This is a genomic window from Bradyrhizobium sp. SPXBL-02 (assembly GCF_051853065.1).
Taxonomy (GTDB): Bacteria; Pseudomonadota; Alphaproteobacteria; order Rhizobiales; family Xanthobacteraceae; genus Bradyrhizobium.
Map to the genome: position 1 here is coordinate 1,027,458 of NZ_CP182474.1, position 19,643 is coordinate 1,047,100.

19 protein-coding genes are annotated in these 19,643 nt (G+C 65.4%); 12 read left to right on the forward strand and 7 right to left on the reverse strand.

Annotated features, from left to right (window positions below):
• Positions 1–73: 73 nt before the first annotated feature.
• Both ACNJYD_RS04765 and ACNJYD_RS04770 read right to left on the reverse strand, forming a co-directional pair.
• Positions 74–1,699 (reverse strand): DHA2 family efflux MFS transporter permease subunit, encoded by a 1,626-nt coding sequence (locus ACNJYD_RS04765; RefSeq protein ID WP_172785197.1) that lies wholly within the window; start codon positions 1,697–1,699, stop codon positions 74–76.
• On the reverse strand, positions 1,641–2,891 hold the full coding sequence (locus ACNJYD_RS04770; RefSeq protein ID WP_439365547.1) for an HlyD family secretion protein: 1,251 nt from the start codon (positions 2,889–2,891) through the stop codon (positions 1,641–1,643). The genes ACNJYD_RS04765 and ACNJYD_RS04770 overlap by 59 nt, the downstream gene beginning before the upstream one ends.
• A 141-nt stretch (positions 2,892–3,032) precedes the next feature.
• On the opposite strand from ACNJYD_RS04770, the gene ACNJYD_RS04775 reads away from it, so the two are divergent.
• From ACNJYD_RS04775 to ACNJYD_RS04795, 5 genes are all read left to right on the forward strand, one after another.
• Positions 3,033–3,641, forward strand: a complete 609-nt coding sequence (locus ACNJYD_RS04775) for a TetR/AcrR family transcriptional regulator (protein WP_260381881.1) — start codon at positions 3,033–3,035, stop codon at positions 3,639–3,641.
• Positions 3,642–3,686: 45 nt separating this feature from the next.
• Entirely contained in the window at positions 3,687–4,136 is a 450-nt protein-coding gene (locus ACNJYD_RS04780; RefSeq protein ID WP_439365548.1) for a MarR family winged helix-turn-helix transcriptional regulator, read from the forward strand.
• Positions 4,137–4,150: 14 nt separating this feature from the next.
• Positions 4,151–4,921: an enoyl-CoA hydratase gene (locus ACNJYD_RS04785; RefSeq protein WP_439365549.1), complete on the forward strand. Its 771-nt coding sequence runs from the start codon at positions 4,151–4,153 to the stop codon at positions 4,919–4,921.
• A 121-nt stretch (positions 4,922–5,042) separates the two neighbouring features.
• A complete protein-coding gene (locus ACNJYD_RS04790) occupies positions 5,043–7,124 on the forward strand; it encodes a methyl-accepting chemotaxis protein (RefSeq protein ID WP_260381884.1) in 2,082 nt (693 codons plus the stop codon).
• Between the two features lie 127 nt (positions 7,125–7,251).
• Positions 7,252–8,190: a dihydrodipicolinate synthase family protein gene (locus ACNJYD_RS04795; RefSeq protein WP_212259540.1), complete on the forward strand. Its 939-nt coding sequence runs from the start codon at positions 7,252–7,254 to the stop codon at positions 8,188–8,190.
• 233 nt (positions 8,191–8,423) lie between these two features.
• On the opposite strand, the gene ACNJYD_RS04800 is transcribed toward ACNJYD_RS04795, so the two are convergent.
• A complete protein-coding gene (locus tag ACNJYD_RS04800; protein ID WP_172785190.1) occupies positions 8,424–8,570 on the reverse strand; it encodes a hypothetical protein in 147 nt (48 codons plus the stop codon).
• Positions 8,571–8,618: 48 nt separating this feature from the next.
• Here ACNJYD_RS04800 and ACNJYD_RS04805 point away from each other — a divergent pair, with 48 nt between their 5' ends.
• Positions 8,619–10,019, forward strand: a complete 1,401-nt coding sequence (locus tag ACNJYD_RS04805; protein ID WP_439365550.1) for a selenium-binding protein SBP56-related protein — start codon at positions 8,619–8,621, stop codon at positions 10,017–10,019.
• An 83-nt stretch (positions 10,020–10,102) separates the two neighbouring features.
• Complete coding sequence (locus ACNJYD_RS04810; protein ID WP_439365551.1) at positions 10,103–10,690, forward strand: hypothetical protein; 588 nt, start codon at positions 10,103–10,105, stop codon at positions 10,688–10,690.
• A 129-nt stretch (positions 10,691–10,819) separates the two neighbouring features.
• Here the strand turns inward: ACNJYD_RS04810 and ACNJYD_RS04815 are convergent, their stop codons facing one another.
• From ACNJYD_RS04815 to ACNJYD_RS04825, 3 genes are read right to left on the reverse strand one after another with little or no spacing between them, the layout of a single operon-like run.
• Positions 10,820–11,518: a DUF1045 domain-containing protein gene (locus ACNJYD_RS04815; protein ID WP_439365552.1), complete on the reverse strand. Its 699-nt coding sequence runs from the start codon at positions 11,516–11,518 to the stop codon at positions 10,820–10,822.
• Between the two features lie 18 nt (positions 11,519–11,536).
• Positions 11,537–12,730, reverse strand: coding sequence for an alpha-D-ribose 1-methylphosphonate 5-triphosphate diphosphatase (locus ACNJYD_RS04820; protein ID WP_439365553.1), 1,194 nt, complete (start codon positions 12,728–12,730; stop codon positions 11,537–11,539).
• On the reverse strand, positions 12,727–13,398 hold the full coding sequence (locus tag ACNJYD_RS04825; RefSeq protein WP_439365554.1) for a chloramphenicol acetyltransferase: 672 nt from the start codon (positions 13,396–13,398) through the stop codon (positions 12,727–12,729). The genes ACNJYD_RS04820 and ACNJYD_RS04825 overlap by 4 nt, the downstream gene beginning before the upstream one ends.
• 174 nt (positions 13,399–13,572) lie before the next feature.
• On the opposite strand from ACNJYD_RS04825, the gene phnC reads away from it, so the two are divergent.
• From phnC to ACNJYD_RS04850, 5 genes are all read left to right on the forward strand, one after another.
• Positions 13,573–14,382: a phosphonate ABC transporter ATP-binding protein gene (gene phnC / locus ACNJYD_RS04830; protein ID WP_439365555.1), complete on the forward strand. Its 810-nt coding sequence runs from the start codon at positions 13,573–13,575 to the stop codon at positions 14,380–14,382.
• Positions 14,383–14,448: 66 nt separating this feature from the next.
• Positions 14,449–15,384, forward strand: coding sequence for a phosphonate ABC transporter substrate-binding protein (gene phnD / locus ACNJYD_RS04835; RefSeq protein ID WP_172785183.1), 936 nt, complete (start codon positions 14,449–14,451; stop codon positions 15,382–15,384).
• A 73-nt stretch (positions 15,385–15,457) separates the two neighbouring features.
• Positions 15,458–16,342, forward strand: coding sequence for a phosphonate ABC transporter, permease protein PhnE (gene phnE / locus ACNJYD_RS04840; protein ID WP_172785182.1), 885 nt, complete (start codon positions 15,458–15,460; stop codon positions 16,340–16,342).
• Positions 16,339–17,187, forward strand: a complete 849-nt coding sequence (phnE, locus tag ACNJYD_RS04845) for a phosphonate ABC transporter, permease protein PhnE (RefSeq protein ID WP_212259533.1) — start codon at positions 16,339–16,341, stop codon at positions 17,185–17,187. The genes phnE (ACNJYD_RS04840) and phnE (ACNJYD_RS04845) overlap by 4 nt, the downstream gene beginning before the upstream one ends.
• 171 nt (positions 17,188–17,358) lie before the next feature.
• Positions 17,359–18,687, forward strand: a complete 1,329-nt coding sequence (locus tag ACNJYD_RS04850) for an IS1182 family transposase (protein WP_212257604.1) — start codon at positions 17,359–17,361, stop codon at positions 18,685–18,687.
• Positions 18,688–18,808: 121 nt separating this feature from the next.
• On the opposite strand, the gene phnF is transcribed toward ACNJYD_RS04850, so the two are convergent.
• Positions 18,809–19,537: a phosphonate metabolism transcriptional regulator PhnF gene (gene phnF, locus ACNJYD_RS04855; protein WP_172785180.1), complete on the reverse strand. Its 729-nt coding sequence runs from the start codon at positions 19,535–19,537 to the stop codon at positions 18,809–18,811.
• Positions 19,538–19,643 lie beyond the last annotated feature (106 nt).

The following is a 19,643-nucleotide window of genomic DNA, read 5'->3' on the forward strand; positions in this document are numbered from 1 at the left end:
CAAATAGGGGACATAAAAGGACGCGGCCGTCAAGCGTGACGGCCGCGTCGATTTGGTCGTTCGTTTTCGAGCTCTAATGCGCGCCACCTCCGCCACCCGGCGCCTTCACCCTTCGCGTCAGCAGCACCGCGATCGCGGCGAGGACCAGCACCACGCCGATCACGGCAAAGGTGTCGGAATAGCCCATCACCAGCGCCTGGCGCTTCACGGTCTTGCCGAGCGCGATGATGGCCTGCTCGCGTGCGGCGTTGGGGTCGGGGACGCCGTGGGCCATGAAATAGTCCGTCATCTGCGCGATGCGGGCGCGGACCTCCTCGCGGCCGAGCGTGACCGAATGGCCGATGATGTTGGAGTGGAACTGCTCGCGTTTGGTGACGATAGTGGCGAGCACCGCGGTGCCGATGGCGCCGCCGAGGTTGCGCATCATGTTCGAGATGCCGGAGGCGGCCGCCGCATCCTGCGCCGCGACGCTGCCGAGGCTGAGTGCCGAGAGCGGCGCGAGCGTCAGCGCCTGGCCGACCGCACGCACGATGTTGGGCATCAGGAACTGATCGCCGGAATAATCGAGCGACATCTGAATGTTCATGAAGGAGCTCGCGGCGAACAGCAGCAGGCCCACGGTCGCGACATAGCGGCCGTCGAAACGCTGCATCAGCTTCGGCACCAGCGGAATCAGCAGAAGCTGCGGCAGCCCGGTCCAGGCCAGCACGTTGCCGATCTGCTCGGCATTGTAGCCCTGCACTTGGCCGAGATAGGCGGGCAGGAGATAGACCGAGCCGAACAGTGCGAAGCCGAGGAACACCGCCGCGATGGTGCCGATGCCGAAATTCCACTGCGTCAACAGGCGCAGACGCAGCAGCGGCTTCTCCACCATCAGCTCGTTGGCGATGAACAGCGACAGGCTGATCACGGCGATGACCGCGAGCCGCACGATGAAGGGAGAGCCGAACCAGTCGTCCTTGTTGCCTTCTTCCAGCACGGCTTGCAGCGAAGCGAGGCCGATCGCCATGGTCGCGATGCCGAACCAGTCGCCTTCGCGCAGCAAAGCGAGGTTCAGCGGTTGGCGCTCCAGCGTGAAGAACAGCGTGGTCACCATCACCGCCGTGGGCAGCACGTTGACGAAGAAAATGGTCTGCCAGCCGTAATTCTCGGTGAGATAGCCGCCGATGGTCGGCCCGATCGCCGGTGCGAAGGTCACGGCGAGCGAGAACATGGCAAGGCCGATCGGCTGCTGGCCCTTCGGCAGCTTGGTGAAGACCAGCGTGAACGCCATCGGGATCAGCACGCCGCCGAAGAAACCCTGCAGGCCGCGCATCGCGATCATCGACGGCAGATCATGGGTGAAGGCGCAGGCGACCGAGAAGGCCGCGAACAGGCTCGCGAAGCTCAGGATGATGTTGCGGAACGAGAATACCCGCGACAGATAGTCGGTCAGCGGGATGACGATGATCTCGCCGATCAGATAGGACGTCGAGATCCAGGATCCGTTGTCGGCGCCGGTACCGATGCCGCCCTCGATGTTGAGCAGCGAGGCGTTGGTGATCTGGATGTTCAGGATCGCCATGAAGGCGCCGATCATCGCCGCGAACACGGCGATCCAGATCGTGGCGCTGGCCCGATTGGGGTCGGCGGCGACGCGCTCAGGCGTCGCGGCCGGAATTGCTTGTGCTGGCGTCGATATTGAGAGGCTGTTTGACATGGCACGACCCTCCGGAAACAGGTTTTGCTTTGGGCGTCGCTGCCGCCTGAGCGGCCGGCGCTGAACGCGTTGCGATCGTCGGGATCACGGACATGCCGGGCCGCAGCGCGATCGGAGGCACCGTCCCGGCGTCCAGCGCGATCTTCACGGGAATGCGCTGCACGATCTTGGTGAAATTGCCGGTGGCGTTGTCGGGCGGCAGCAGCGCGAACTCCTGGCCGCTGGCCGGCGCGATGGAATCGATGTGGCCATGAACGACTTGGCCCGGGAAGGTGTCGACCTCGATCTCGACGCTCTGACCGGCGCGGACATGCGTGAGCTGGGTCTCCTTGAAATTGGCGACGACATAGGTGCCCGTGGCCGGCACGATCGACATCAACTGCGTGCCCGCCTGCACATACTGGCCGACGCGCAAGGTGCGGTTGCCGACGACGCCGTCGATCGGCGAGACGATCGTGGTGTAGCCGAGATTGAGCTCGGCCTGGTGCTGGACCGCGGTTGCGCGGGCGGCGGCGGCCCTGGCCTGCACGATCTCGGCCTTGAGAAGATCGACCTGCTTCTGTGCGGAGATGAGGTTGGCGTTGTCGCGCGCGATCGCGGCGTCCGCGCCGGCATCGCGCGCCTGCGCCTGCTGCGCGTTCTGCACGCTGCCATAACCGGTCCTGGCGAGATCCGTGTAGCGCTTGTTCTCCTGCTGGGCGAAGGTCTTCGCGGCCGTGTCGACATCGATGGTCGCTTTCGCGGCTGCGATTACCGCCTCCTGAACCTCGAGCTGGGCCTGCTTGCTCGTCACCGTCGCGTTCGCGGCGGCGACGTCGGCCCTTGCCTGATCGAGCGCGACGCGGAAGTCGCGATCGTCGATCCGGGCCAGCACCTGGCCGGCCTTCACATGCTCGTTATCGCCGACCAGGACGCGGTCGAGATAGCCGCTGACCTTCGGCGCAATGGTGGTGTTGTCGGCCTTCACATAGGCGTCATCGGTGGAGACGAGGAAGCGCCCGACCGTCCAGTAATCGTAGCCGTACCAGCTCGCGCCGGCGAGCGCGGCGACGGCCACTCCCGCCAGCAACAGCTTGCGAAAGTTCAGCTTTCGGCGCGGGGCGGGGACCGGCGCGGCGGGCAGGATGCCTTCGGGCGGGCTGGTTGGCACCACGATGGTTTCGCTCTTCGATGGATTGGTATGCACGGTCATGGCCGGCTCCCTGAATTAGGAAACTTGACGATTTCCAAAATAGGGCTAGCTTGAGGACTGTCAATGGAATGACAGGCATCATCTAAAAACATGGCTCAGGCAAAATCGTCATCAGAAGGCCGCCCGCGTGGGCGGCCACCAGTGCGCACCGACGACGAGACGAAGCGCATCGTCATCGAGGCGGCACGGCACGCCTTCGCAGTCGATGGCTACGCAGCAACCAGCACCGAAGAACTGGCGCGTGGCGCCGGCATCTCCACCAAGACTCTCTATCGGCTGTTTCCGGGCAAGGCAGCGCTGTTCGAAGCGATGTGCGCGGACCGGCTCGATCGGTTGCTCTCCGACGTCAATCTTCAGGCCGACAATCAGGCCGACGTCGAGACGAGTCTGGCTGCCGTGCTTGTCGCCTGTGCCGATCTCGCGCTCGATCCGGAGGTCGTGGCACTCCAGCGTATGGTACTGCAGCAATCGGCCACGTTCCCCGACCTTGCCGCGAATTTCTACAGGGATGGCATCTCCCGTACCGTGGCGGCGCTCGCGGGCTGGCTTCGCGATCAAGTCAGGAAGAAGCGCATCGCGCTCGATAACGTCGATGAAGCCGCCGGAATGATGATAGGCATGATGGTGTCGGCGCCGCAGCGCGCGGCGATCTACGCCAGCCTGGCACTGCCCTCGCGCAAGGAGATCGAGAGGCGGGCGCAGACATGCGCCGCAATTCTGCTCGACGGTTGTCGCGCCGCGTCGGCCTAGCGGCCCTGATTTGACAATCGGGATCCGTTGGGCTAGATATTTCGCATGCGAAATAATGCAGCCGCAGCGAAGCACCATCGGCTGATCTATTTGTTGAACGTCGCGCAACGCCGTTTGCAGCGTTGGATGGCCGCGCAGCCTTCGAGCGAGGTGACGCCGGCGCAGGCGGGGTTGTTGTTCATCCTCGGCCGGCAGGACGGCATTCTGATGGGCGAGGCGGGTGCGGCACTCGATCTCGGGCCGGCCGGGATTTCCGGCCTCGTCGATCGCAGCGCAGCGGCGCGGCTGGTCGAGCGGCGGGCCGACCGCGAGGATGGCCGCGCCTTTCGCATCTGGTTGACGCCGAAGGGGCGCACCGCGCTGGCGCAGGCGAAGACTGGCGCGGCCGAGATCAATGCGGCGCTGACGGAGGGATTCACGGCCGCGGAGATCGACATCGTCGCGCGCTGGCTGACGAGCATTCAGGACAAGTTTCCAAGAAGTTTAGACGACTAACACGGAGCAGACCAATGACCGAGCACGTCCGGATCGAGAATAACAACGGAATTCTCACCCTCACCCTGGCGCGTCCCGACAAGAAGAACGCGCTGACCGATGCGATGTACGGCAAGCTGGCCGACACGATCGAATCCGCCGAGCGCGACCCGTCCGCCCGTGTGATCCTGATCCGCGGCGAGGGCGACATGTTCACCGCCGGCAACGACGTCGGCGAGTTCGCGGCCGTCGCGGCCGGCAAGTCCGAGGGCAGCCGCAACGTGGTGCGCTTCATCCAGTCGCTGGCGCGCTGCACCCGGCCGCTGGTCGCGGCCGTGCAGGGCCGCGCCGTCGGCGTCGGCACCACGATGCTGCTGCATTGCGACCTCGTCGTGCTCGCCGACAACGCGCAATTGTCGACGCCGTTCGTCAGCCTCGCGCTGGTGCCGGAAGCCGCCTCCAGCCTGTTGATGCCGGCGCGCATCGGCTATGCCCGCGCCTATGAGATGTTCGCGCTCGGCGAGACCGTGGCGGCCAAGGCCGCGCTGGAATGGGGCCTTGCCAACCGCGTGGTGCCGCTGGACAAGCTCGATGCCGAGGCGCTTGCGCTGGCGCAGCGTCTCGCCCGCCAGCCGGCCGGGGCCCTCATCGCCACCAAGCGGCTGATGCGCAACGGCGAGGCGCTGGTCGCGCAGATGCAGGCCGAAGGCGAGCAGTTCGCGCAGCGACTGCGTACCGCCGAGGCGCGCGAGGCGTTTACGGCGTTTGCGGAGCGCCGCCCGCCGGATTTCACGAAGGTGGCGTGAGCCGGCTGCCCCGGACAGGGCCGGCAACTCCGGGGCGCTTATCATTTGATATAAACCTTAACGAAACTTTGGCATGTGGCCGTGCAAGGTGACCGCTCTCGGCGAGCGGGTCTTTGGGTCCATGTCCATTTTTAAGAAATCGGTAAGCACGCTTCTCCTGGTTCTGATGACGCTGCTGGCGGCCGGCGCGCTGACCAGCACGGCCATCCAGATGGTCGGGGCTTTCGGCCGCTATAGCGACAGTCTGGAGACCGAGCGGCTCGCGAATGCCGACAAGTCGATCTTCCACGGCGTGGTTGCCCTGCGCAGCAATCGCGGCGATGCCCAGAGCGCGCTGCTCGGCGAGGACGATCCGCGCGCCAAGCTCGGCGCCGCCGAGAAAGCCGAGCAGGCCGGTTTTGACGCCATCAGCGCTGCGCTCTCCACCGTCGAATTCGCGGCGCGCGACGAGCTCGCCAGCACGCTGAAGCAGCGCTGGAGTGAGGCCGCACCAAAATTCCAGTTGTTCTACGACGAGGCCAAGCTGCCGCGCGCCGAGCGCAAGCTGGAGCGCACCGCACCCTGGTACGATGCGGTCACCAAGGTGATCGAGACCGCCAATCTCGCCTCCACCGCGGTGTCGAACCGCGCCTGGATGAACGATCCTTACATCGCCCGCATGATCCAGGCCCGCCGCCTCGCCTGGCAGGTGCGCGACCGCTACGGCATCCAGTGCTCGACCCTGCGGCCGAACGTCAACGCCAGCAAGCCGCTCGACGACACCCAGAAGCAGACCGTGGCCGGATGGAACGGCGTCGTGACCGCCGGGTGGACCGGCATGGAGGAGCTCCTGGCTGCGCCTGACGTGCCGGCCGAACTCGTCAACACGGCCAAGGATGCGAGGGCCAAGACTGACGGCGCCCTCAAGCAGATCGGCGAGCTCACCAAGGGCTTCGACGGCAGCGGCCGGCCCGCGATGCCCGCCTCGGAGTGGAACGCATTGTGCCAGTCCCCCTTCGCGTCCATCGTCGCGGTCGCGAGCAAGGCGCTCGACCTGTCGATCGCGCGCGCTGAGGCGGTCCAGGCCAAAGCGTTGACCAATCTCATCGTGCAATCCTTCGCGTTCCTGCTCGCGCTGGCCGTGACCCTCGCCGGCGTGTTCGTGGTGCGCAATCGCCTGATGCGGCCGGTGCGCGCCATCCTCGACGCCATCGCCCGCATCAGCGCCCGCGACTATGCGACGCCGGTGCCGCAATCGCGGCATCCCGACGAGTTCGGCACCATGGCGGCTGCGCTCGAAAGCCTGCGCGAGAGCGCGGCGACCGCGGAGCGGCTCGGCCGCGAACGCGAATCGCAGCAGGCGCTTCAGCTCGCCCGCTCCGGCACCGTCGATGCCGCCTGCCGCAGCTTCGACGATACGGTGCAGGCCGTTATCCAGAGCGTTGCGGCCTCGACGCGCGAGCTCGACGCCACCGCAAGCGGCGTGCGCTCGCTGGTCTCGGAATCGAGCAACCAGACCGCGGCGGTCTCCTCCGCCGCCGAGCAGGCCACCAACAATCTCGAGACCATTGCCGCCGCGACCGAGGAGCTCTCCGCTTCCGTGGGAGAGATCTCCGCGCAGGTGCAGTCGAGCGCGCGCGAGGCCCGCGAGGCCGTGGCCCAGGCCGAGCAGACCAATGCGACGGTCGAGATCCTCGATCAGACGGCCAGCCGCATCGGCGAGGTCGTGAAGATGATCAACGCGATCGCCGCCCAGACCAATCTGCTGGCATTGAACGCCACCATCGAAGCCGCGCGCGCGGGCGAGGCCGGCCGCGGCTTCGCCGTGGTCGCGGGCGAGGTCAAGAGCCTCGCGACGCAAACCGCGACCGCGACGGAAGAGATCTCGCGCCAGGTCGAGGAGATCCAGGGCGCGACCGGCCAGGCGGTCGCCGCGATCCGGTCGATCGGCGGGGCCATCGGCGGCATCGACGAGAAGATGACGGCGATTGCTGCCGCGGTCGAAGAGCAGCGCGCGGCGACGACGGAAATCTCGCGCAACTTCCAGCAGGCGGCCCAGGGCACCCGCGAGGTCACCGACACGATCGGCAGCGTCGCCAGGCTCAACCAGGAGACCGGCAATGCCGGGACCGTGCTGTCTGAGTCCGTCAAGAAGATGTCGGCGGATGCCGATCGTCTTCGCGTCGCCGTCGAGGGCTTCCTGGGCGCCGTGAAGAGCGCCTGATTTTCGTCCTCTTTCCATCGGACGTCGCGCGGGCATTGCCGCAGCCCGGCACTGCGGGTACATCTGTGCCGCCTCGCTCCCGCGAGCGCAGCGACAGACGCAAGACACATCAGGGATGGAGAGTTCGATGCCGGTCACCCCACACAAGGCCCAACGCCCTTATCGCGGCGTGTTTCCGGTCGCGCCCACCATCTTCGACGAGCGCGGCGAGCTCGACCTCGAGGGCCAGCGCCGTTGCATCGACTTCATGATCGATGCCGGCTCGCACGGCATTTGCATCCTCGCCAATTTCTCCGAGCAGTTCGTGCTTACCGATGCCGAGCGCGAGACGGTGATGCACACGGTGCTGGAGCATGTGGCCGGCCGGGTTCCCGTGATCGTCACCACCACGCATTTCAGCTCGGCCGTGTGCGCGGCGCGCAGCAAACAGGCCGAGGCGGCCGGCGCCGCCATGGTGATGGTGATGCCGCCCTATCACGGCGCGACCTTCCGCGTCCCCGAGAAAGGCATCGTCGAATTCTTCAAGGTGCTCTCCGGGGCGATCAATATCCCGATCATGATCCAGGACGCGCCGGTGGCCGGCACGCCGCTGTCGGTCGAGTTGCTGGCGCGGCTGTCGCGCGAGTTTGCCAACATCCGCTATTTCAAGATCGAGGTGCCGGGCGCGGCCTCGAAACTCCGCAGCCTGATCGAGGCGGGCGGCAAGGACATCGAAGGTCCCTGGGACGGCGAGGAGGCAATCACGCTGCTCGCCGATCTCGACGCCGGCGCCACCGGCGCCATGACCGGCGGCGGTTATCCCGACGGCATCCGCCAGATCATCGATCCCTATTTCGCCGGCGATCGCGAGAAGGCGAAGGCCGCCTACGAGCGCTGGCTGCCGCTGATCAACTACGAGAACCGCCAATGCGGCCTGATCGCCTGCAAGGTGATGATGCAGGCCGGCGGCGTGATCAAGTCGGAGGCGGTGCGCCATCCGCTGCAGCCGCTGCATCCGGCAACGCGGGCGGGTCTGCTGGAACTGGCCAAGGAGCGCGACGCACTGGCGCTCAGGTGGGGGAAGTAGAGCCACATACCCCGCGGCCGTGGGGTGGGCAAAGCGAAGCGTGCCCACCACCTGTTGCCATCGCGAAAGTTGGTGGGCACGGCGCAAGCGCGCCTTTGCCCACCCTACGAAGGCTGCGCTGGGGGAAATAGGTCTCTCCCCGTCATTGCGAGGAGCGAAGCGACGAAGCAATCCAGACTGTTTCCGCGGAGGCAGTCTGGATTGCTTCGCTTCGCTCGCAATGACGGGGGCGCTCATTTCGCCTGAAGGCGTCGAATTAACGCAATTCCGCCAGTTTCCGCCGGCCCGGCGATGGCATATTGTACGCCCGCCAACCGGCCCTGCGGAGAATCCCAGGCATCGCGCAACAAGACATCGCGCAACAGCTCTTCTTTTGCCACGATCCCGAGCCAGGTTGGTGCAAACCGACAGAACAGGGAGGCAGTGCCATGACGATGAGGCCGGATCCCACCTTTCACGCATCGCCCAAGCTTGCGATGGAAGCGCCTGCGGAGAACTTTGCTTACACCTTGCTGCTCAGTCCGGATTTCTCAAAGCCGGACGCTCTCGCGGTCATCGACGTCAAGCCGGGATCGCCGACCTACAGCCAGGTCGTCCACACCGTCACGATGCCCAACAAGGGCGATGAGTTTCATCACTTCGGCTGGAATGCCTGCTCCTCCGCTCTGTCGCCGCTCGCCGGACACGCCTTCATCGAGCGGCGCTATCTCATCATCCCCGGGCTGCGCTCGTCGCGGATCTACGTCATCGACACCAAGCCCGATCCGACGAAAGCCAAGATCCACAAGATCATCGAGCCGGAGGAGGTCTTCAAGAAGACCGGCTACTCGCGGCCGCACACGATCCATTGCGGGCCGGACGGCATTTACGTGAGCACCCTGGGTGGCGGCGGCAAGGACGGCACCAACGGACCTCCGGGCGTCTTCATCATGGATTGCGAGACGTTCGAAGTTCTTGGACGATGGGAAATCGACCGTGGCCCACAGACACTGCATTATGATTTCTGGTGGAATCTGCCGCGCGATTACATGGTGACGAGCGAATGGGCGTTGCCGCCGCAGTTCGAGAACGGGATCGTCCCGGAAGATCTGCTTGCGAACAAATATGGCCATCGTCTCCACTTCTGGGACCTTCGCGCCCGCCGCAACGTCCAGACCATCGACCTCGGCGCCAATCATCAGATGGCGCTGGAGGTGCGGCCGGCGCACGATCCGGTTCGCGAGTACGGCTTCGTCGGTGTCGTGGTCGACACCACCAACCTCGAAGCATCGATCTGGACCTGGTGGCGCGAGGATGGAAAATTCCATGCCGAGAAGACGGCGACGATTCCTCCCGAACCCGCGCCCAAGGAGAAGCTGCCGCCGCTGCTGCAGGGATTTGGCGCCGTGCCGCCGCTGGTGACGGACATCGACCTGTCGATGGATGACCGGTTTCTCTATGTCTCGTGCTGGGGGACGGGTGAGATGCGCCAGTACGACGTCAGCGATCCCAGAAAGCCGAAGCTTGCGGGCTCAGTCCACATCGGCGGCATCGCGCGGCGCACGCTCCATCCGAACGGCAAGGCCTTTGCGGCAGGTCCCCAGATGGTCGAGATCAGCCGCGACGGCCGGCGCGTGTACTGGACCAATTCGCTCTATTCCACCTGGGATGACCAGTTCTATCCCGACGGGGTTCCGGGCGTGGAAGTCATGGCCAATGTCGGTCGCAACGGCGGCCTCGAGCTCGACAAGGATTATTTCGTGAGCTTCCCCGACGGATATCGTGCGCACCAGATCAGGCTCGAGGGCGGCGACTGTTCGACGGACTCCTTTTGCTACCCGTCGGTCTAGATGGGACGCATGCGAGCCCGGCCCTTGGCTGGCTGTGGCTCGCGCTCGTTGCGAGCGGCCTCTACCACGGGGTCAATCCCGGAATGGGATGGCCGCTCGCCGTTTCGGCCGGGCTCATGGACAAGAGCCCGCGCGCGCTCTTCCGTGCATTGTGGGCTCTGGCGGCCGGGCATCTCCTGGCGACACTTCTCGTGCTGCTGCCGTTCGCCTTCCTGCTCGTGCTGGCCGCGTGGCAGCGCCCGATCCAGATCGGTGCGAGCCTTCTCGTCATCGGCTTTGGCGTCTATCGGCTGATCGACCGGCGTCATCCGCGCACGCTGGCACGAATTCCGCCGACGCAATTGGCGCTCTGGTCATTTGCCGTCGCCATCGCTCACGGCGCCGCCCTGATGCTCGTGCCGATCTATCTGGGGCTCTGCAAGGCCTTCGAGCTCGATGCCGGCCATGAGGCGGCGGGCGCGCTGATGAAGGCAAATCTCGGGATGGCGGTGCTGGTGTCCCTGGTGCACGTTGCCGCCATGGTCGGCGCCGGCGGATGTCTGGCGTGGCTGGTCTACCGCCATCTGGGATTGAGGTTCGTCTCGCGAAGCTGGTTCAACCTGGATGCAGTCTGGGCGACCAGCCTCGTTGTGGTTGGCGCGGTGGCGCTCGCTTTCAATCTTGCGAGCTAGCGCTAAATTAGGCTGAGTATGTCTTTCCAACGTCATTGCGAGCGAAGCGAGGCAATCCAGACTTTCCCTCTGGAGAAAGTCTGGATTGCTTCGTCGCTTCGCTCCTCGCAATGACGGAGGACGTGGTGACTATCTTGCCAGAGCCCACTCGCCGATGATGCGGAAGCGCGCCTTGGCATCATCCTGCTTGAACAGCGCGATGCGGTCGACCGCTAGCGCGTCGAGCTTCAGCGCCGCAAAACGCTCCCGCAGCATCTGCAGGATCGGCCCGCGCCGTTCCGCATCCAGGCGCCCCGTCAGCGTCATGTGGAAGCGGAATTCTTCCATCACGTAGGGATAGCCCCAGCGGTCGAGATAGTCCCGCTGCCGCTCGCTGAGCTTCTCCGGCCTGCGCCGGGCGCGATCTTCCGCCGTCAGCGCGGCGCGAAATGGGTCGAACTCGCGAACGCAATCGGCGGCAAGCTGCTGCAGAGCTTCGACCGGCGTGGCCGGAATAACAGCAATGAAGCCGCTGATGGAATCCACAATTGGCGAGATCACGGGATGCGGCCGCGCCTCGGCGGCGAAGGCCGCGCAGGCAGCAATCAAATCGGCCTCGGTCTTGCCCGATACCAGGGCCATCGGCGCCTTCAGCGTGGCGTGAAAGCCGTATTTGCGGGGATCGGCGCTGACCTCGCGCCAGTCCGGCGCGACATGCAGCGCTTGTCGCGGAAACGGCAGCTCGTCTCCGGTATAGGCGTCATAGCCGAGCAGCTCCGCGCCGAAGCGGGAGAGGGCGCTGTCGCTGCCGGCGGCAAAATAGATCGCGTAGCGGGGGAAACCTGTCATTACCTCAGCATAACCAATTCATGCCGCAACGATAGCCTCGCGCGGCGTTGCTGCCGTGGTGAGCAGCCGCGTCGCGTCGGTGAGATGCACGAGCTTGCCGCCTGAGATCACCGCGATCAGCCGCGGCCGCAGCTCCACGCTGTCGTCGACGAGGAGAATGTCAGCGCGGCGCCCCTCCGCGAGCAGGCCGCGATCGGTGAGGCCGGTTGCGCGCGCCGGGCCGGCGGAGACCAGATCCCAGGCCTGAGCCAGCGGCACCACGCCATCGGCGGCCAGGCGGAACGCGGCGAGCAGCTGCGCGGGATAGTAATAGTCCGACGCCAGCACCGAGCAGAGCCCTTTGGCGATCATGTCGGAGGCCCTGGTCCAGCCGGTGTGGCTGCCGCCCCGCACGACGTTCGGCGCGCCATAGACGATGGCATCGCCGTGGCTGGCCGCAGCCCGCGCCGTTTCCTCGTTGATCGGAAATTCCGCGATCAAGGCGCCGAGCTCGCGAAAGTCCCGGCGCATCCTTGGGCTCGCGTCGTCATGCGAGAGCATCCGCACCTCGGCTGCGCGGGCAAAAGCGGCCAGCCGTGATACCGAAGCCGGCACCTCGGCGGCGCGCGAGACCACACGCTCGACCAGCTTGTCAAAATCCTCGCTCGACAGCCCGGTGCGCTCCACCATGCGGTTGCGCTTGCGCGGCTTGGCCATGTCGGCGACCGTGCCGTCCATGTGATCATTGAAAGCGAACAGGTCGACGCGGCCCTCGCTGAGCCATTGTGCGATCTCGGCCTCGGCATCGAGATTGTAGGTCTCGTGCCGCAGGTGGAAGCGGGTGTCGGCGGCGAATTGCGGGCGCTGCCGCTCGATCGCCTCCATCAGGCCGCGCGCATTGTCGGCGCTGCGCAGGCCCGGCTCCCAGGAGCAGGTCGTGGCGTGAAACACGGTGGTGATGCCATTGCTGATCGCCTGGCGGTCGCTGTCGGCGAGCGCAACGTCGATCGGAAAGTCGACGCCGGCGCGCGGCATCATCTGCCGCTCGAAGGCATCGCCATGCAGATCGACGATGCCGGGCAGCACCAGCAGGTCACGCGCGTCGAGCGCCAGCCGCGCCCGGCCGCGAGAGGCATCGATCGCTGCAATGTCCGTTCCGGAGACGAGAAGAGAGGCTTCGGCGAGCTCGGCGCCGATCAAGGCCCGGCCGCCTTCGATGATTATGTCTGTCACGCGACCGCGCTTCGTTTGCTGGCAGGGGAATTGGCGAGTGAGCTTGTCCGTGCTTCGTATGTCGAGAGGAAATCTTCAATCCCGAGCCTGCGGAAATCGGGCAGCGCCGCGCGCAATTTGTCGTGATCCCAGTCCCACCAGGCGAGCCTTGCAAGGCGGCCGGCGACCTCCTCCGAGAACCGCCGCCGCACGATACGGGCGGGATTGCCGGCGACGATGGTGTAGGCCGGCACGTCCTTGGTGACGATCGCGCCGGCGGCGATCACCGCGCCGGTGCCGATGTTGCGGCCCGGCAGCACGATCGCGCCATGGCCGATCCAGACGTCATGGCCGATATGAACGTGATGCTGGCGCCGCCAGTCGAAGAACTCGGAATCGTCGCTCGCACCCTCGAAATAGGCGCTGGAGCGGTAGGTGAAGTGCGCCTGCGTGGCGCGATGCATCGGATGGTTGCCGGGATTGATCCGGGTCACCGCCGCGATCGAGCAGAATTTTCCGACGGTGGTGTAAGTGATCTGCGCGTCGTTCACGACATAGGAGTAATCGCCCATCGCCACTTCATGCAGGATGGTGCGGGCGCCGACCTCGGTATAGGCGCCGAGCCTGGTCTCGTGCAGCTTGGCCGAGGGATCGACGGTCGGCTGAACCGAAAGAGCTTTGGCGGCCATGTTGCATCCGAAGTGCGAGGGCGGGCGTTTTTCTTCGAGCGGCTGGATGACGATGTCATGACAACGAGATGACAGGGGATGACGTGCGTAGGATCGCCGCATCGCAGCGCGTGTGTCACACAAGTGTTAAGCACGGGCGTTAGCGGTTGGCTCCAGCTACTCTGGAGCCCCTGTATGCTGGTGGTTGAAGGCCTGACGTGTCGCTTCGGCGCGAAAGCCGCGGTGGACGACGCTTCGTTTCAAGTTTCCCCCGGCGGCTTCGTCGGTGTGATCGGGCGATCCGGCGCCGGCAAGTCGACATTGCTGCGGACCATCAATCGCCTCGTGACGCCGACCGGGGGACGCATCCTGTTCGACGGCGTCGACGTCACCTTGCTGCGCGGCAAGGAGCTGCGGCAGTGGCGCGCCCGCTCGGCGATGATCTTCCAGCAGTTCAACCTGGTCGGTCGGCTCGACGTGCTCACCAATGTCCTGATGGGTCGTCTCGCCACGATGCCAGCCTGGCGCTCGCTGTCGCAGGCCTGGCCCGAGCAGGACAAGGCGCTGGCGATGTCGGCGCTCGAGCAGTTCGACATCGCTTCGCTCGCTGCCCAGCGCGCCGACCAGCTCTCCGGAGGCCAGCAGCAGCGCGTCGCGATCGCCCGCGCGCTGGTGCAGCAGCCCGACATCATCCTCGCCGACGAGCCGATCGCCTCGCTCGATCCGCGCAACACCAAGATCGTGATGGATGCGCTTTTGCGCATCAACAAGCATTTCGGCATCACGGTGCTCTGCAACCTGCATTCGCTCGATCTCGCCCGCACCTACTGCGACCGCCTGATCGGCATGGCCGCCGGTCGCGTGGTATTCGACGGCGCGCCGTCCGCGCTGACCGATCACGTCGCGCGCGAGCTGTACGATCTCGAAGCTGCCGACGTCGTGGGTGGCCTGCCTGTCCCGGCGCCCGAGGGCGTGCCGGCGCTCGGAACCGCCGCGGCCGCCTAAAGCCGCATCGCACCTGTTCAATTGCCAGTTTGCGTCAACCGACCCCCAACCGATGAAGAGGGTATCATGATCACTCGCAGATTAATCCTGGCCGGCGCCGCTGCGCTCGCTTTCACCGCCTCCGCCTCGGCCGACGACTGGAAGGCCAAATACCCCGAGCTGACCTTTGCGGTCGTTCCGGCCGAGAACGCGTCGGGCGTCACCGAGCGCTGGGCACCGTTCATGACTTATCTATCGAAAGAACTCGGCGTAAAGGTCACGCTGCGCATCGCCAACGACTATGCCGCGGTGATCGAAGGCCAGCGCGCCGGCAATATCCACATCGCCAGCTACGGCTCGGCCGCGTTCGCGCGTGCCCGCCTGACCGGCGTCAAGTCCGAGGCCTTCGCCAACGACATCAACGCCGACGGCTCGACCGGCTACTATTCCGTGTTCTTCGTCAAGGCAAGCAGCGCCTACAAGAAGATCGACGACCTGAAGGGCAAGAACCTCGGCCTCGTCGACCCGAACTCGACCTCCGGCAACAACGTGCCGCGCTTCGAGCTCGACAAGATGGGCATCCACGATGCCGACGCCTATTTCGGCAAGGTCGTCTTCACCGGCAGCCACGAGAACGCGATGCTGGCGCTGGCGCAGGGCACGGTCGAAGTCGCTGCCAACCAGTGGACCAGCGACGACGATTCCACGCTGGCGCAGATGCTGACCAAGGGGATGCTGAAGAACGCCGACGGCTCGGCGATGAAGAAGGACGATTTCCGCATCATCCACAAATCGGCGCCGATCATCAACGGCCCCTATGCCTACAATTCCGACCTGCCGGAAGACGCCAAGACCGCCATTGCCAAGGCGTTCTTCGACGCGCCGGCCAAGGACAAGGCCGCGTTCGACCGTCTCTCCGACGGCCAGAAGAAGGGCTTTCATCCCGCCACCACCAAGGACTGGGATGGCACGATCGAGCTGATCAAGTTCGTCGACGCACTGCGTAAGAAGAAGGCGTCCTGAGTCTTCGGGACGATGCACCTGAGCCGGGTCCCAAAGACCCGGCTCTTTCTTTGACGGGACCTGTTTCGACCCCATGACGACAGCGGTTTCGATCCTCCCCGAGCAGCAGCTCGCCGCGCTCAACGCTGCCTATCGCCAGGCGGTTTCACGCAGGCGGCTACGTCTCCTGTTGGGAGCGGGCGTGTTTGCCGCCGCGCTGGCTCTCGCCGCGATCGGCGCCGAAGTGAATTTGCGCACGCTGTTCACCTATTTCGGCAACTTCGTCAGCTATTTCGACCGCATCCTCACGCTCGACAGCGGCCAGCGGGTCTGGACCGATGTCGGCGAGTGGTTCTGGGGCTGGCGCAAATGGCTGAAGATGCTGGGTGAGACGCTGCTGATCTCCTATGTCGGCACGCTGATCGGCGCGACCTTCGCCTTCGCCCTCAATTTCTTCGCGGCCGAGAACACCTCGCCCGCGCCCTGGCTGCGCTTTACCGTGCGGCGCCTGCTCGAATTCGCCCGCACCGTTCCCGGCATCGTCTTCGCGCTGGTCTTCGTCATCGCCTTCGGGCTCGGGCCGATGGCGGGCGTGCTGGCGATTGCGATCCACTCCACCGGCGCGCTCGGAAAACTGTTCTCGGAGATCGTCGAGAATGCCGACATGAAGCCGGTCGAGGGCATCCGCTCGACCGGGGCGAGCTGGCTCTCCTGCATGCGCTTCGCCATCGTGCCGCAGGTCACCGCCGGCTACGCCAGCTACGCGCTACTGCGCTTCGAGATCAATGTCCGCGAAGCCTCCGTCATGGGCTTCGTCGGCGCCGGCGGCATCGGCCAGGAGCTCGTCGTCGCGATCCGCAAGTTCTACTATTCGGACGTCAGCGCCATCCTGCTCACCATCATCGTCACGGTCTTCATCATCGACATCACCACCGGCTGGCTGCGCGGCCGCCTGTTCGGCAAGGAGGCGCGGACGTGACGAGGCCGCAGGAGGTCGATACGCGCGAGATGCGTGCACGCTACCCCGATGTGTTCGATCGGCCGGCCTCGGCGCGGCTCGCGACGCCCGCGATGATCGTCGCGGCGTTCGCGATTCTCATCTACGGCCTCGTCGATCTCGATTTCTCGCCGTCGCGCTTCTTCGCCGGCCTTAGCCAGCTCGGCTGGATTAGCCTGATGATGATCCCGCCGGATCCCGGCTCCTCGCTGCCGGTCTATCTGAAGGCGCTCGGGGAGACGCTCTCGATCGCGCTGCTCGGCACCACGCTGGCAGCGGTGTTCGCGCTGCCGGTGAGCTTGCTGGCCGCGCGCAACATCGTGCCGTCGAACATCCTGCGCTTCCCGGTCCGTCGTTTCCTGGATTCGATCCGCGGCGTCGACACCCTGATCTGGGCGCTGGTGTGGATCAACGTCGTCGGCCTCGGCCCGTTCGCCGGCGTGCTCGCCATCGCGGTGTCGGATTTCGGCGCCTTCGGCAAGCTGTTCTCGGAGGCGATCGAGGGCGCCGACCAGAAGCAGGTCGAAGGCATCCGCGCCTCCGGCGGCAGCGCGCTGCACGAGATCCGCTTCGGCCTGCTGCCGCAGGTGCTGCCCGTGATTGCCGGACAGGTGCTCTATTTCATCGAATCCAACACGCGCTCGGCGACCATCATCGGCATCGTCGGCGCCGGCGGCATCGGCCTCCAGCTCGCCGAGCAGATCCGCGTGCTGGAATGGCAGAAAGTGTCGTTCCTGATCCTGATGATCCTGGTCGCGGTCGCCGCGATCGATTTCATCTCGGGCAAGCTGCGCTTTGCGATCATTGGGCGAAGGGCTGTGGCCTGAGCAAAGGTGCCGTAGGGTGGGCAAAGCGAAGCGTGCCCACCACCTCTGACGATCGAGAAAGATCGTGGGCACGGCGCAAGGGCGCCTTTGCCCACCCTACGAGACTGTGAATCTTTTGTACCGCGCGTCAGACGAATGTGATTCTCTGGGCAGACTGATCTGCTGGAGAGGATGATGGCTGACGACGGACTTTTTGGTGAATTGCCGGAGCAGTCGGCACGAACCGAAGCGGTGCCGCAAGGCGCACCTCGGCTGCGCGAGCCTGTGCGCAATCAGGTCGAATTGCGAGCGGTCGATATCGACAGCCTGATCGGGCAGGATCATCCAGCGCGGGTGATCTGGGCTTATGTCGAAGGGCTGGACCTGAGCGAGCTGGAAGATCGCGTCAAGGCACGGGAAAACAGGCCGGGCCATCCGGCGCCATCGCCACGGTTGTTGCTGGCGCTTTGGCTGTACGCCGCGAGCGATGCCGTTGGCAGCGCGCGGGCGCTGGACCGGCTCTGCGACAGCCACGACGTCTACCGCTGGCTCTGCGGTGGCGTGTCGTTGAACCATCACGGGCTGTCGGACTTCCGGGTCGGCTGTGCCGACTTGCTCGACCGTTTGCTGGTTGAACATCTGGTGGCCCTGAACGAGGCAGGGCTGGTCGATCTGGAGAAGCTGACCCAGGACGGGGTGCGGATACGAGCGAATGCCGGGACCGGATCGTTCCGGCGGGAGGCGACGCTGGATCGGCAGATGGCGCAGGCCGAGGCCATTGTGGAAGAGCTCAAGCGCGAGGTCGATGCGGACCCGGAAGCCAGCAATCGGCGGATCCGGGCCGCCAAAGAGCGGGCGGCGCGCGAACGCAGCGAGCGGGTGCAAGCCGCGCAGGCCGCGCTGGCCGAGATCAAGCGCAAGCGAAAACAGCTCGACGACAAGGGCGGCAATGGCAAGAAGCCGAAGGAGCCTCGGGCCTCCACCACCGACCCGCAGGCCAGGGTGATGAAGATGGCCGATGCCGGCTTCCGTCCGGCCTATAATGTGCAGGTGGCTAGCGCGGCTGGCGAACTGATCGTGGTCGCGATCGATGTCGACAACAGCGGCTCAGATCGTGGCTTGATGCGCCCGATGCTGGAGCGAACGCGCGCTCGGCTGAAGCGCTTGCCACGCCGCTACCTCGCCGATGGCGGGTTCTGCACTGGCGACGACATCGAATGGGCGCATGGCGAGGGCATCGAGGTTTACTGTCCACCGCCCCAATCCAGGAGCGGTGTCGATCCCTTCTTACCCCGGAGCAGCGACGGTCCTGGCATAGCGGCCTGGCGTGCTCGCATGGCCAGCGAAGCCGGCAAGGCACAGTACCAGGCCCGTACCATCTGCGAATGCATCCATGCCCGCTGGCGCAACTGGGACCTCAGGCAACTGACCGTGCGCGGCATCGAGAAGGTCCGTGCCGTCGTGCTCTGGTACGCCCTCACCAACAACATCCTGCAAGGGCATCGTCTCGCAAAAGCATAGATAACCAACAGCCTGACGCCGCCGGCTTCCCCCATCAAGGGGCGATACCACCCCTTGATGCCGAAGCCGAAACAAAACGAATTGGCTCACAGGCTCTACGGGTCCGGTGTCGTGGAGAGAGCTACGACTCCACCAAAAACTCCACCCGCTCCGCCGCAAACCGCGAATGCTTGGTCACCAGCGGCCTGCCCGTGAGATCGTGGTCGGTGGCGTCCACCACCAGGATCGGCCGCCCCAGCGCTAGATCGAGACGTGCCGCATCGGTCGCGTCCACGATGCCCGCGGTGATTCGGGTTGCGCCGCGGCGATAGTCGCGGACGCCGAAATGCTCCAGCAGCTTCGTCATCGAGCGCGTCGCCGCGAACACGGCGCCGGCACCCGGGAACAGGTCCGCCGACAGCCAGGTCGTGGAAACGCAAATCGGCGTACGGTCGGCAAGGCGGATCGCCTCGATCCGCACCAGGGGCGCGCCGGTCTTTAGTCCCAGCTCCCGCGCGAGCTCGCGCGTCGCGACGTCATCGGTCGCTTCGATCAGCCGGCCATGCGGCTCGCGGCCATCCGCGCCGACGATCTCGGAGAAGCGCGTGCGCGAGCGCAAGGGATAAGCGAGCTTCTGTGCCTCGACATAGGTTCCGCTGCCGCGCTCCGCGCGCACCAGGCCGCGCTCGGCAAGTGCCGCGAGCGCGCGCCGTACGGTGTGGCGGTTGACGCGATAGGTTTCGGCGATCTCCATCTCGCCTGGCAATTTGTCGCCGGCCGCAAAGCGGCCGTCGGCGATGCCGCGCTCGATGCCGTCGGCAACGAGGCGCCATAGCGCGACGCCCGACGAGGCTGTGTCCTGCATGCTCATGTCGCGGGAAACCTACTCCAGAAATCACAGCATTGTCACGAAACAGTCATGGCGCGTCCTTATGAAGTTGTCTATTATCATAGACAACTTCGATGCGGCAAGTTCT